Source organism: Veillonella parvula (assembly GCF_040094895.1).
GTDB classification, from domain to species: Bacteria; Bacillota; Negativicutes; order Veillonellales; family Veillonellaceae; genus Veillonella; species Veillonella parvula_L.
Genome location: NZ_JBBNGV010000003.1, coordinates 268,332 through 282,529, shown reverse-complemented (window position 1 = coordinate 282,529; position 14,198 = coordinate 268,332). Strand labels below are relative to the sequence as shown.

Genomic DNA, 14,198 nt, shown 5'->3' with positions numbered 1-14,198 from the left:
ATATCAGTAAGTATATTATAAAGATTTTGACACGAGGGGAACAAAATGGAAAAGAAATTAGATTTATCCAAATCTGTATATGATTTGGTAAAAGAATATCCTGAAGTAACAGATATTATGAAGGAATTAGGATTCAGCGAAATCACAAATAAGGTGATGTTGAATTCTGTTGGCAAAATCATGACTATCCCAAAAGGGGCTAAGATGAAAGGTGTATCCATGATTGATATCGTGGGTGCTTTTATGAAAGCTGGTTTTACCTTAGAAGGTGACATGCCAAACTTATCGGGTGATGATGCGGAATCTGCGGGTCATCCTGGCGTGGCACCTACTGAAGCGGCTACAAAGTCTAATGTTACGGATGCATCTGCTAAGGTAGCTTCTAGTACAGTTGCAGCAAATGCAGTAGAAACAAATGCAGCAGCATCTACTACAGCGAAAGCTAACACGGAAGAAAATTCCGAAGCTAAGGCTGAAGATGCTGTTCAAGATAGCGAACGTGTAGAGCAACTTAAAGGATTCCTGAAACGGTTAGGTACAGGCGAAGAGCTTGGTGCCGTTCGTGAAGATTTTGCTAGTCAATTTGCCCATGTTGAGGCTAGTGAAATCATGAAAGCTGAGCAAGGCCTTATGCGTGAAGGTACACCGTTAGCTGAGGTGCAACAATTATGTGACCTTCACTCCGCCTTGTTCCACGGTTCTACCATTCATGAACAAATGGAGTCAGAACATGCTAAGGTTGAGGCTGTGTTAGAGGCTCAAGAAAAGAGTAAAAGTGTGGTGTCCTTAATTGAAACTGTAGGACATCCACTCCATCAATTAACAGAAGAAAACAAGGCTCTTGATGCGTTAATTGAATCCATTCGACCTAAAGTGGCAGATAAAACGGCAACCGTTGATGATGTAAATGCAGTGCGTCAAGTATCTGTTCACTATGCTAAGAAGGGTGACCTTTTGTATCCGCATTTGAAAGTAGCCTATGATATTTCTGGTCCATCTATGGTTATGTGGACTGTTGATGGTGATATTCGGGACCAACTAGGTGATTTAGCTAAGTCTAGCCAAAGCGTAGATGATTGGTATAGACGTTTTGATGAGCTTCTTACACGTGCGCAAGAAATGATCTATAAAGAACAAAATATTTTGTTCCCGATCTGTGCAGAAAACTTCAGCACTGAAGAGTGGTACCAAATCTACAAAGATACAGCGCAATATGAAGAAATCTTTGGGGTAAAACGCACTGCTTGGACAGAGGCTGAAACCGCATTAGCAACACAAACAACAAAAGCAAGTGGCGATGATAATACCATTGCTCTAATCGGTGGTACCTTGACTGTGGATCAATTAAATGCCATGCTTAATACAATGCCAATGGAAGTAACCTTCGTTGATCACGAAGACATTAACCGTTACTTCAACGATGGTGAAAAGGTCTTCAAACGCCCTACGACAGCTATCGGTCGCGATGTGTATTCCTGCCATCCACCAAAGGTAGAACCAATAGTACGTGGTATCATTGATTCCTTCCGTAAAGGTGATCGCGATAATGTAGCAGTATGGCTTGAAAAGCAAGGCCGTCCTTTCTATGTTAATTACATGGCTGTTCGTGACCAAAACAATAACTATATTGGTACATTGGAACTCGTACAAGACATGCAATTTGCAAAAGATCATTTTGCTAGAACTAAATAAGACCCTATATATGTGGTAACCTGAATAGGTAACATATATGAGACATATATAGAAAAGTAAGACATATATAGAAAAAAGGCTGCTCTACACGATTTGATGGTAGAGCAGCCTTTTTGTATGCCTTATAGCTTACCGCACATATATTCCTGTATGTACTAAGGTTGTGTAGGGGATAGTATGATTAGATACAATTACTATGCTTAATATGGCTGATATGTTAAATATTTCTAATAATGCTGTGGGTAGCGATTTTTATATTTTCGAAGCTTGTAGCTAAGTTCAGACGTACAAAGGTTGCGTAGTCCTCGCCTCCGAACCATTCGCCAAAGCTTGGTGCAAGGCGGCATTTGTTTTCAAATAGGTCGTGCATATCTTCGGACTTTACATAGGCACTAAAGTCAATCCACGCTAAATAGGTGCCATCCATAGGACTGATGCGGATTTTTGGTAATGCCGTACAAAGCTCTCGGCACAGATATTCATAGTTTTCACGAACGATGACCAGTACATCTGTTAACCATGCTTCGGACTCTGGATGGGTATAGGCTGCTGTGATGGCAGTTTCGGCAATAACGTTTGAGTCCGTATGGTATACATGAGCTTTATAGGCGTTGAATTGGATTCGTAGCTTTTCAGTAGGAATGATAACCTCTGCGTGGTGCAAGCTAGCCATATTAAAAGACTTGGACAGAGAGGACATGGCAATCATGTTATCTGTATAGGCTCCGCTCTTTACGGTTAAGGATGATGTAAAGGCTGTTGGGCCTGTAATAAGGTCTTGATGGATTTCGTCGCTTATGATGAGCACATGGTGGCGCTTACAGATGCCAAATAATCGGACCATCTCCTCTTCCGTCCACACATGGCCCACAGGGTTGTGTGGGTTGCAGTGAATGAACAGCTTCACATCGTGCTCGGTGATAGCATTTTCAAATGCATCGTAATCCACGGTGTAGCGATTATCTTTATTACGCATCATAGGAACAGCGATGATTTGACGTTGTGCATCGCTAGCGCTCGTATTAAAGGCGCCGTATACAGGACTTAGAACGGCGATGGAATCGTTTGGTTTTGTGAAAGCCCCGATACACCACATAATACCGGTAATGACATTGGGGGCACTGGTGAGCCAGTCCTGTTCAATGCTGCAGTTGTGATGCCGTTTGTACCAATTTATGACGGCCTCTATATAATTCGGATTTGTCATGGTATAACCTAACGGATTGGCTTTGACATAGTTGCAAATGGCCTCTTGAATGCACTGAGGTGGCATAAAGTCCATATCGGCTACCCATAGTGGTAATAGGTCGGTACGACTGAATTTTAAATGCTCACCGTCCCATTTGCGGGAATGAGAACCGCGGCGGTCTATATAGTATTTGCTAGTGAATTCTGCTGTGTTCATAAGAAACCTCATATAAGGATATACCTTGGCTTTTATATCTTTAATTCTTATATGTATGTATATATTCAATTACGAAATAGATATTTCTATTTCGTAAGGTGTATCTATAATTCTTATTACTGTATCTATTATCAGTATACATGCATCCTATTATATGTAAATGGACTTGTATAAAATCTATGCAATCCTTGCATGAATAGGGGCTATATTCGTATACAAAAGGTGCTATATTTGCTTGACTGTTGGGACTTTCACAATTTAGAATATACTATAGAATAGTGTGAGTCTGACCAGTGACCACACGTCTATCGAATGGTTACAAAAGATAAATGTTAGCAGCATGTGGCGGCGTCCCTATGTGAGAGGGCTCATCGGAATGCTTGGGTGCATGCAACGCTGTAAGTATAGTACTGGATCCTTGTTAGGAGGCATGTGCCATGAGTAACGAATTAAAACCACTACATTTTGATGCGGATTATACGATGGAGGAAGCGCTCGCAGAGGCGAAACGTTGTTTAAATTGTCCAAAGCCATTGTGCCGTATGGGCTGTCCTATTGAAAACGAAATACCTCGTTTCATCCAAGCTATCGCACGTGGTAATTTTGGTGAAGCTAATGATATCTTGGCGGAACGAACAAATTTACCGTCTATCTGCGGTCGCGTGTGCCCACGAGAAAATCAATGCGAAGGCAACTGTATCATGAATAAGGCGAAAAAACCGCCTATTAACATTGGTAAATTGGAACGCTTCGCTGCTGACTTTGAAAGCATCAATGAACTTCGCAAACCTAAGAAGATTAAACAAGATCTTGGTAAGGTAGCGGTAGTAGGGTCTGGTCCTGCAGGTTTGTCCGTAGCAGGTGATGTGGCTAAACTCGGTTATGAAGTAACCGTATTTGAAGGTCAATCTGAACCAGGGGGCGTACTCTTATTTGGTATTCCGGAATTCCGCTTGTCTAAAGCCGTTGTACGTCGTGAGATCGCTCGTCTTGAAGGGTTAGGCGTTAAGTTCGTATGCAATACATTTATCGGCCAAGATAAAACTTTGGACGATCTCTTTGCTGAAGGATATGATTCTATCTTCATCGGTACTGGTACGCATATTCCTCAAGACGTGCGCATGGAAAACGATGAAGTACCTGGTGTATTCCAAGCAATGTACTTGTTGACGAATGTACAATTGGTAGAAAATGGGGAACTTGATGAAAATCAAATTCCTGTAAAAAAAGGTGACCGTGTTATCATCATCGGCGGTGGTAACGTAGCGATGGATGCGGCTCGTACATGCGTACGTTTAGGCTGCGAAGCGGTAACAGTAGCATATCGTCGTAGCCAAGAACAAATGCCAGCCTTGTTGTCTGAATACGAAGAGGCCCGTGCTGAAGGCGTTCAATTCCAATGGTTCGCTTCTCCAGTAGGCGTAGAAGGTACAGATAAGGTTGAAGGCTTTAAATACGAAGTGATGGCGCTTAACGAAGATGGTGCAGGTATCCATGGCACTGGTAATTTCCAAGTCATGCCTGTTGATAAAATCATTATCGCTGCAGGTCATAAACCAAATGCTCGTCTTGTAGGTGAAGGTAATAACCTAAAAGTAGATGAAAAAGGTTATATTATTACATCTGAAGATCCATATGGCATGACTAGTCGCGAAGGCGTATTTGCAGGTGGTGACGTTGTTCATAAACCTGCTACTGTAGTATTGGCTATGCGTGAAGCTAAAAAAGCTGTAGATGGCATGGTTAAATACATGGAAATCAAAAAAGCACAAGAAAGTGCAAATCAATAATTTTATATAAATACATAGAAAGGACTATACAGTTGAACTGTATAGTCCTTTTGTATTATGAATAGACTTATTATTCCTAAATGTATTTTAACAATATTGCGTATTTACTATATATCGCATTTACTATATATCGTATAGTCTTCTTGTAGTATTAATAGTGCTAAATAGCGCCAGGTAATTTTATAAATCAAGTGTATGCATAATGTATGAATACTGTATAAGAATTGCAATATATAGATAATACCTGTATTTTTGATTTACTATCTGTATTTTTAATGATAATAACTTTTATATATACTAAAATTCCACGAAATGATGAAATCCTACGCAATGAAATCTGCATAGTACAAAAGCCTTAACTAAAATGATTTACACATTAGTTTTTGTTAAGGCTTTTGTGTTATCGCTTTTCAACCACTACTAGGAAATGATTGAGCCCAGATTTATAGTAAAGGCATAAATATGTGTTGAGGGAGAAAGTAGATAGAGGTTGGCATGAATCCTATCGTATGTTGTCAAGATCTACAAGTTCGACAAGAAGTTCACAAGCTTGGTGTATTGATTTTACTTTGGCGCAGACAATTGGGAATGACTCAATATCAATTGGCAGATAAATCTGGTTTAGCCCAATCTTATATTAGTGACCTTGAAAGTGGTGCCGTAGATCCTCGGTGGTCCACAATTTACAGAGTCGTGTATGGACTTGGAGAAATGAATATACAAGATTTTTTGAATGGGCCGCAAACCATTAGAAGCCTAAAGATTCATTAATGATGATGACTTCCATGGATTGCATATTGCGCATCTTTTTATAGTAAATCGTTAATGCATTACATATGCGGTCGGGAGAACCACAGTCATAGCATTTTTCTTCTAATCTAGCACATGGATTGAGAGAGCTCTTTTTATTCTTTTTACTGTTGAGCGGAGCGGCTACATTGCGTGCACGATAGATGGCGGAAGCTAAATCCGGCGTAATTTTGTTGATGCCTAGCACAAAAAATACCTCCTGAGAGCCAAAGAGTGAGGCGGCAACACGATTACCCGTACCATCAATATTGATCATTTCCCCCGTTTGAGCAAGAGCATTGACTGAGGTGAGAAATACATCACGTCCCATGGTGCGCAATGCGGTGTCGCGGAAGCTTTCACCAGGAAGGGGACGTTGGATATCCGTTACATCTTTGTTGACTTCGGATAGGGCTTCATAAGCGTTGAGTTTTAGTAACGTGCGAGAGTCCCCAATGGCTACATGTTTGTTTTGAATACGACCTTTTAAATAGGAAATAGCTTCAGTACCTGTTTCGAAATAATGGACTACAAAATTATTGCGTTCCAAGGCTTTAATTGTTTTCTCTATGTCTATAGGTGTGTCATTGTATTTTGGATGTATAACAGCGTTGATCGTTGTCTCTGTATTTGCCATAAGACCTCCTAAATGGGTGTATAAGGAATATAAATTGGCATTTGGCTATCCGTATTTTGTTTTTATTATTGTAGCGTATTATGTGTAAAGAGTTCAATTATTGGTATGTAGTTCATAGATAAACATTAATTGAAGTGCTGTATGTTTAAATTTAAAGTAAAACTTTAGGAATCTAATCCAATTTTATGCTTAAAATAATAAAAATTTGGAGTGAAATCCAACTTTATGATAAAATTAATATGAAGTTGGAATGGAATCCAAATTTATTAGGTAAGTGATATGATATCTAATATTACTAATATATGGGTTCCATCTATGAGAAGGTACATAGATGAGGAGGCCCTTATGAAGTTAATTCAGCGCCAAGGATATCTAGATTTTTTACGGCGTAATCGAGAGCGGCCTATTATTAAGGTCGTTTCAGGCATACGCCGTTGTGGTAAATCTACATTGTTTAGGCTGTTTAAAGATGAGTTATTGGCAGATAACGTGAAGCCTGAACAGATTATTTCCATTAATTTTGAAGAATTGGAATACGAGCATTTGCGAGATTACCATGCGTTGTATCAATATATTTTAGAACGTATGCAGCCTAATGAAACGAATTATATTTTTCTTGATGAAATTCAGCATGTAGATCAATTTCATCGTGTCGTAGATAGCTTGTTTGTAAAAGAGAACACAGATTTATATATTACGGGCTCCAATGCATACTTTATGTCTTCTGATATCGCCACATTATTGACTGGACGATATGTGGAAATTCAGATGTTGCCATTGTCTTTCAGTGAGTTTTACCATAGCAAGTATGAGGGTAATCAGTATTCTTTGATTCCTGCCTATGAGGCCTATCTTCGTGAAAGTTCCTTCCCTTATACTCAGCAATTAGGGGGCGAAGACTTTGATATTCAAGAATATTTACGTGGATTATATAATACTTTGTTATTGCATGATGTTGTGGCTCGATTGAAAATTAATGATGTCACAATTTTACAAGATATAGTGCGGTATATTATGGCGAATGTTGGTAGTTTACTTTCACCAAATAAAATAGCCAACTCTCTCGTTAGTGCAGGTCGAAAAATCGATAATAAAACTGTAGAACGGTATTTACAAGGATTACAGGATAGCTTGTTGTTATATAAGGTAAATCGCTATGACGTACGAGGTAAAGAATTACTACGTATCAATGCAAAGTATTATAGTGTTGATGTAACATTACGAAATTTGCTAGTTGGGAATGCGAGTCGTGATACAGGTCATATACTAGAAAATATCGTTTTTCTAGAGCTCATTAGACGAGGATACACCGTATATGTAGGGCAACTGGCTAAGGGTGAAATAGATTTTGTAGCACAAAAAGGGGGGATTACCGAATATTATCAAGTTAGTGAGACCGTACTTGACTCTAATACTTTGAACCGAGAACTAGCACCGCTTGAGGCGGTACAAGACCAATACTCTAAGTTTTTGCTCACCTTAGATGAACTAAATAAAAATGCCAACTACGACGGAATTCAACAACGAAATGTTTTAGAATGGTTGTTAGAGAGTCGTTAACTTGCTATAATAATAGTATTGATATGGCGTAAAGCCAATGTTAAGGAGGCAAAAATCGTGGATTTAATTCAAAAATTAAAAGACCAAGTAAAACCATTAGGTAAAAAAATCGTGTTGCCAGAATACAAAGATGAACGCGTATTGAAAGCAACTGAAATTATTTTGAAAGAAGGTTTTGTAACACCTGTACTCGTTGGTAATCCTGCTGAAATCGCTGAAGCTGCTAAAGCTGTTGGTGTATCCATCGAAGGTGCTGAAATCATCGATCCTGCTAACTACGATCGTTACCAAGAAATGGTTGATACATTCGTAGAATTGCGCGCTAAAAAAGGTATGACTCCTGAAAAAGCTGACGCAACTATGAAAGGCGATTGCTTGTTCTTCGGCGCTATGCTTGTTCGCCTTGGCGCAGTAGATGGCATGGTTGCTGGTTCCGCTTGCCCAACAGCAAACGTATTGCGCGCTGCATTGCAAGTTGTAGGTACTAAACCAGGTCTTAAAACTGTATCTTCTTCCATGTTCATGTTCACAAGCAAAAAAGAATATGGCGACGACGGTATGCTAGTATTCTCTGACTGCGGCGTATTGCCTAATCCAACTAGCGAACAATTGGCTGATATTGCAGAATCCACTGTAGAAAAAGCTCGCAAAGTTGTTGGCATGGCTGATCCTCGCGTATCCATGTTGTCCTTCTCCACAAAAGGTTCTGCTTCCACTCCTGAAGTAGATAAAGTGGTTGAAGCTGTTAACATCTTGAAAGAACGCAATGTTGACTTTAAATTCGACGGCGAATTACAATTGGACGCTTCCATCGTTCCTTCCGTAGCAGAAAAGAAAGCTCCTGGCTCCAACGTAGCTGGTAAAGCTAATATCTTGATTTTCCCTGATCTTCAAGCTGCTAACATCGGTTACAAATTGGTACAACGCTTCTCCGGCGCTGATGCTCTTGGCCCATTGATTCAAGGTTTGGCTAATCCAGTTCATGACCTTTCCCGTGGTTGCTCCGCTCAAGACGTTGTAGACGTTGCCGCTATCGCTGCTATTGAAAGCATCTAATAGTTACTCACACAATTATATATAAACATATGTCATATATATTTTGATATGCTGAAAGCTGGCTCTATGGGGCCAGCTTTTTGTATGTTCAATATATATCTATGTATTTTTATATTCATTACTTTATGTTATTTTCTACAGCATTACCATTGTTGTCATGTTACTTTCAAATTCGTAGCCACTGCGACAGACAGAATCCATGGTTGATCGTATAGTATAACTATAAGAATATAGATCGGCGTAAACCATTGGAGGTGTATCTTATGAGTTTTGAAACTATTAATAAATCCATGACCGTAGCTGATGCGGTTAAAGTAAATCCAGAGTTAATGGATGTATTAGCAAAAGATGGAATTGATTTTTGCTGTGGTGGTGGACATCCTTTAGCAGAGGCTATTGCAGAAATAGGTAAAGATGTGGATGCATACATTGCTATGTTAAATGATGTACAAGTTGCTCAGAAATCTTCTCGTGCAGAGGTGCTTAGTTATTCTAAAGACCAATTGATTGACTACATCGTTCATACCTATCATCGAGAACAATTGAATATGATTGATGAAATTGACCAAGGACTGGCAAAACTACTAAATGTACATTATGACCATCATGGTGAGGAATTGACAAAGATTTATCAAACCTTTTTGCAACTCAAATCCGCTCTTGTACCTCATTTCCGGCATGAAGAACATGTAGACTTTCCTGAGTTTAAATCGGGTAAACCAATAGACTTTGATGAACTTCGGGCTGAACACGAAGCTGCAGGTGTACTTTTGGAATCCTTAAGTGCATTGACCAACCAGTACACAGCACCAGCAGATGGCTGTGCTACTTATGTCTATGTATTTAAGACCATGAAAGCCTTAGAAGAAGGCCTGCATGAACATATTTTCTTAGAAAATTCTGTTTTGTTTGACATGAAATAGATTATAATATCATCTGTATAATGACAAGGAGCTATTACAAAATGGCTCTTTGTATGTAGTAAAGACACCAATCGAATGGTTGGTGTCTTTTGTCTTCTTAAAAATTATGAGTTTGTAGCTATATTAGTTTGTAGCTATATTATGGTGAAATATGCGATTTGCGTAAATACATATAGAAGGTGTATGATTGAATTAATTATATTTGATTAATATATTTAATCAATGCTTGAGTAAATGCACTTGATATGTACAAGTGTAATTGTGTTTAGAGTCGTGAAAAGGAGAGGGCTATGATTTCTGTATTCGACACAAATCCTGTTGTTTTTGAAAGTACGGATCGTATATTGACGGTTAGTTACAATGGTGTACTCTGTAAAGATTCGAATGGACAAGTCATAACTGACATTGATTTTGATGATGTAAATGAGCTTCATCTTACAAGATATTTAAATTCAAATAGTAACTATTCGATTATATTTAGAGACCATAATTGGAAAAATATAGAAGGTCAAGATTTAGATACTGACCGTACAGAATCTAATGCTGGTCATAATATTCGTGAAACCAAAGCAATCATTGCTGCTTTTGCTCGCCATAAATTGACAGCGGACTTTCCTGCAAATTTAGACACTCTTCAATTACCACTAGATTACTCCTACATGGGTAAACGAGAAATCACCATTAAAAATGGTGTTATCTCGAATGGTAAGGTAGATATCCCTATTAATGAAATCCGTCGCGTAGTATGTGCCTCTAATGGTACAATTAGTAAACTACTAGTGTATAAAGAAGAAAAACCTAGTTCCTTCTTCAAAAAGATTTTCGACAAATGTGATATGAAAATCACGTTGAATGCCATTACGTTGCCTTTGTTGGAAGCTATTGTAACACGCAATACTGGTCATGGTATCGATTTCTCCCGCGGTAATGGTTTTGATCAAAAGGACTCTAACTATATTATTATTCGCTATCTTGACTCGGGATTCTTCCTTGATAAGGATGGTACGGCACCTACAGAATGGCAGAAAACTGCGGCTGATAGAACAGCTGCCTTTGATTATGATGTGCGTTATAAATATAATAGAGATTTTTAATTTAAATTAGGAGATTCCATGTCTGTATATCAATTTTCCCTGCCCACTAAGTCTGGGGAATTACAATCCTTACAAACTTATGAGGGTAAGGTTCTTATCATTGTTAATACGGCAAGTAAATGTGGATTTACTCACCAATATGAGGGATTAGAGGCTCTTTATAAGCAATATAAAGAGCAAGGATTAGAAATTATTGCGGTTCCTTCCAATCAATTTGGAGAGGAAGAACCTGGTTCTAATAACGAAATCCAATCCTTCTGCAAATTGAATTACGGTGTCACTTTTACAGTTATGGGGAAAGCAGATGTACGCGATGAAAGTGCCTTAGACCTTTTTAAATACATGATACGAGAACAACCGTTCCAAGGTTTCCCACCTAGTGATAAAACTGAAATGCTTACAGATTATCTCAATGGTATTGATCCTAATTATTTAAAGGACGATGAGGTAAAGTGGAATTTTACTAAGTTTGTTATAGATCGTAAAGGTAATGTGGTAGGGCGCTTCGAGCCTGTTGTAAAACCGATAGAAATGGAAGCTTTCATTAAAAAACTCATTTAGTAGAGTCATTAGTATGGTAAAGAAAAGAACCGCTAGTTTTTGTACCTAGCGGTTCTTTTGCGTATATAATAAATAAATATATATATTTGTTTATATATAGTAATGTAAGGTTATTATGTGAATAGGAAATAAAAATTTCCTAGGAGATTTTTTGGTATCTTTATGGGCTTAAAGTATGTTTTGAGGCTCATCCTCAAAGATAAATCCCGTCATCGATAGGGAGCCCAAACTATAGGTTTGATTAAATACAGTCGGTTTTGCACTTTTACTAGCACCCATAATATAAATTAGTGGTAAGTAGTGATCTGGTGTAGGTGCTGCGTAGCTAGCCTGAGGGTGTCGAGTGTAATTAACAATAGCATCTATATCGTTTTCTAAGACTGCCTTAGAAATGTATTGGTCAAACTCAATTGTGGCAGAGGTTCCGGATGGACTATCCCATTCTATGCGTCTTAGATTATGAACGATATTACCGCTGCCCATGATAAGATAGCCTTCATCGCGTAATGACTGAAGCTTTACGCCTAGTTGATAGGCTTCTTTTGGGCTTAGGTGTTTGTTGATAGATAGTTGGACAACGGGAATCGATGCATCAGGGAATATGTGAACTAACACGGTCCACATGCCGTGATCGATGCCCCAAGTGTCATTTATAGAAACGGAGTTACCCAGTAATTTTTGTACTTCTTTCGTTAAATTGCTATCACCCTTTGCAGGATATACTACTTCGTAGAGTTCTTGAGGGAATCCATACATATCGTAAATTTGCTTTGGATTCTCTGCGCTTTGGATATAGGTACCATCGGTATACCAGTGGGCGGAGATGGCAAGTATGGCCTTTGGTGTGCCATATTCTTTGATTATATTTTTACCAATAGTTTGAAATGTGTTGGTTGTTTCTGTATGTTCTAAAGCCATCATAGGGCTGCCGTGACCGACGAATAGTGTAGGCATGCGTTTCATAATATCACCTAATCCTTCAATTGATAATGTGTAATCTGTTTAATGCTGTAAAATTGATACAATTGTTTAGCTATAAATGTTGATGACTAAATCTAATAGTTATTGATTCACCAACCGATAATTGTATTTAGTTAGTAAGTTTATTATATATTGGTGCAAATATTTTGAATAGTAGAATTATTTGAGATAGGTACTATCAAATATAATAGAATTGTGATATTTACTGATTAAAAAATTTTCAAAAATTTTTGTACCCTAAAAAATGATACTATAAAATACTTGCAATTCTAAAAAATTGTGATATGATTTGAACTACATTAAGTGGAAATATTTCTAATACCGAAATAGAAATTGTAGTGTAGCTATAAAGAGTAGCTTAGTTATAGATGTTAATTTTGTTATAACAAGCTACTTAAGCTAGATATATAAGGAGAATGACAATGGCAGAGCAACTTGTAAATGTTCATGATTTAGTGGGGCGGTGTCCTTTTGCAACGAGCCAAAAGTTATTGGCTGGTAAATGGTCTTTGTTGATTATGCATGAATTATCTGAAGGTCCTGTGCGCTTCCGTGAACTAGAGCGGAGATTACATCCAATTACACAAGCTACACTTACAAGAGCGTTGCGCCAAATGGAAGATGACGGCCTTGTACATCGTGAAGTATATGGAACCATTCCACCAAAGGTTGAATATAGCCTTACCGAAGTGGGAGCTGGTTTTAAAACTGTATTAGCTTCCCTTGAAAACTGGGGTAACCAATATATCGACTATATGAAAGCCGCTGGCCGCATCTAAGAAATGCCAGCGGCATTTCTGCCCTTATTATGATACATATGGGGCACTATATATTTGATAAGTCTTAAAAAAAGTCCTTTATATGTGTCATGAATAGCCATTTGTTTATGCCATGCATTTAGAAAAATATGGTATAATAAAAAATACGAATGATATAAATTCTCAATAAATCAGAGGTATTGATAATAATGTTACATGTTACTTTTTTAGCGCATAGCGGATTCCTTGTAGAGGATGGTAAGCGTTGCTATGTATTTGATTATTATAAGGATCCTAATAATATTGTTTGGCAGTTGGCTAAACGAGGTCGTGAACTTTGGTTCTTCGTAAGTCACACTCATGGAGATCACTTTAACCCATCCATTACGGAATTTGATGGTCCTCAAACGCGCTATATTTGCCATCAAGATGTGCCGTTAGAGGGCAAAGTAAAAAAATGTATTACCATGCGCCCTGGTCAAGATGCACTATTAGATGATGTAGGCATCCATATGTATGGCAGCACCGATGAAGGTGGTTCTTTTTACATAAAGACAAATACGGTGAATATCGACTCTGACTCTATCTTCCATGCAGGCGACCTTAATTGGTGGCATTGGCTTGGTGATACGCCAGAAAATAATGCCGATGCAAAGCGTATGGCTTGGCGTGAGTTCAAGGAATTAGAGGGCTTGTCCGTAGATGTAGCGATGTTCCCTGTAGATAATCGTTTGGAAGACGCTATGGAGTGGGGCAGTATTGAATTTTTGCGCCGTGTACAGGTGAATAAAGCCTTTATTCCAATGCATTTGAATGGTCCATTATGGACACCGTCTGTGTACTTTAAAGCTCTCTTTGGGGAGGTGCCGATTTGGGAACCTCAAAAAGATGGCGATGAGGCTACATTTTAGATTGTAGATATAAGTGTGAAAGTCCGTAGACCTCGAGGTCA

At 38.4% G+C, this 14,198-nt stretch carries 13 protein-coding genes; 10 read left to right on the top strand and 3 right to left on the bottom strand.

The genetic code is table 11. From position 1 onward, the window contains the following. Nucleotides 1-45 precede the first annotated feature (45 nt). Entirely contained in the window at nt 46-1,692 is a 1,647-nt protein-coding gene (locus tag AAAT26_RS07295; protein ID WP_316581397.1) for a DUF438 domain-containing protein, read from the top strand. A gap of 217 nt (nt 1,693-1,909) precedes the next feature. Here the strand turns inward: AAAT26_RS07295 and AAAT26_RS07290 are convergent, their stop codons facing one another. Beyond that, the gene (locus AAAT26_RS07290; RefSeq protein WP_118091226.1) at nt 1,910-3,097 is read right to left on the bottom strand and encodes a MalY/PatB family protein; all 1,188 of its coding nucleotides are present in this window, start codon (nt 3,095-3,097) and stop codon (nt 1,910-1,912) included. Nucleotides 3,098-3,534: 437 nt separating this feature from the next. Here AAAT26_RS07290 and AAAT26_RS07285 point away from each other — a divergent pair, with 437 nt between their 5' ends. Both AAAT26_RS07285 and AAAT26_RS07280 read left to right on the top strand, forming a co-directional pair. Further along, nucleotides 3,535-4,887, top strand: coding sequence for an NAD(P)-dependent oxidoreductase (locus AAAT26_RS07285; RefSeq protein WP_004694624.1), 1,353 nt, complete (start codon nt 3,535-3,537; stop codon nt 4,885-4,887). 495 nt (nt 4,888-5,382) lie between these two features. After that, nucleotides 5,383-5,658: a helix-turn-helix domain-containing protein gene (locus tag AAAT26_RS07280; RefSeq protein WP_004694625.1), complete on the top strand. Its 276-nt coding sequence runs from the start codon at nt 5,383-5,385 to the stop codon at nt 5,656-5,658. On the opposite strand, the gene AAAT26_RS07275 is transcribed toward AAAT26_RS07280, so the two are convergent. Continuing rightward, a complete protein-coding gene (locus tag AAAT26_RS07275; RefSeq protein WP_195394705.1) occupies nt 5,636-6,313 on the bottom strand; it encodes a lactate utilization protein in 678 nt (225 codons plus the stop codon). The two genes, AAAT26_RS07280 and AAAT26_RS07275, sit on opposite strands and share 23 nt — an antisense overlap. A gap of 345 nt (nt 6,314-6,658) precedes the next feature. On the opposite strand from AAAT26_RS07275, the gene AAAT26_RS07270 reads away from it, so the two are divergent. From AAAT26_RS07270 to AAAT26_RS07250, 5 genes are all read left to right on the top strand, one after another. Then, nucleotides 6,659-7,873, top strand: a complete 1,215-nt coding sequence (locus AAAT26_RS07270) for an ATP-binding protein (RefSeq protein WP_195394706.1) — start codon at nt 6,659-6,661, stop codon at nt 7,871-7,873. A gap of 57 nt (nt 7,874-7,930) precedes the next feature. Continuing rightward, the gene (gene pta, locus AAAT26_RS07265; protein ID WP_195394707.1) at nt 7,931-8,929 is read left to right on the top strand and encodes a phosphate acetyltransferase; all 999 of its coding nucleotides are present in this window, start codon (nt 7,931-7,933) and stop codon (nt 8,927-8,929) included. 263 nt (nt 8,930-9,192) lie between these two features. Further along, nucleotides 9,193-9,852, top strand: coding sequence for a DUF542 domain-containing protein (locus AAAT26_RS07260; protein ID WP_038125660.1), 660 nt, complete (start codon nt 9,193-9,195; stop codon nt 9,850-9,852). Nucleotides 9,853-10,142: 290 nt separating this feature from the next. Further along, entirely contained in the window at nt 10,143-10,946 is an 804-nt protein-coding gene (locus AAAT26_RS07255) for a hypothetical protein (RefSeq protein WP_316101780.1), read from the top strand. Nucleotides 10,947-10,964: 18 nt separating this feature from the next. Continuing rightward, complete coding sequence (locus tag AAAT26_RS07250) at nt 10,965-11,507, top strand: glutathione peroxidase (protein WP_316101779.1); 543 nt, start codon at nt 10,965-10,967, stop codon at nt 11,505-11,507. 168 nt (nt 11,508-11,675) lie between these two features. Here AAAT26_RS07250 and ygiD read toward each other — a convergent pair whose 3' ends face one another. Then, the gene (ygiD, locus tag AAAT26_RS07245) at nt 11,676-12,470 is read right to left on the bottom strand and encodes a 4,5-DOPA-extradiol-dioxygenase (protein WP_316101778.1); all 795 of its coding nucleotides are present in this window, start codon (nt 12,468-12,470) and stop codon (nt 11,676-11,678) included. A gap of 440 nt (nt 12,471-12,910) precedes the next feature. Here ygiD and AAAT26_RS07240 point away from each other — a divergent pair, with 440 nt between their 5' ends. Then, a complete protein-coding gene (locus AAAT26_RS07240) occupies nt 12,911-13,267 on the top strand; it encodes a winged helix-turn-helix transcriptional regulator (protein ID WP_004694640.1) in 357 nt (118 codons plus the stop codon). Between the two features lie 188 nt (nt 13,268-13,455). Then, complete coding sequence (locus AAAT26_RS07235) at nt 13,456-14,157, top strand: MBL fold metallo-hydrolase (protein WP_227065121.1); 702 nt, start codon at nt 13,456-13,458, stop codon at nt 14,155-14,157. The last annotated feature ends 41 nt before the right edge of the window (nt 14,158-14,198 follow it).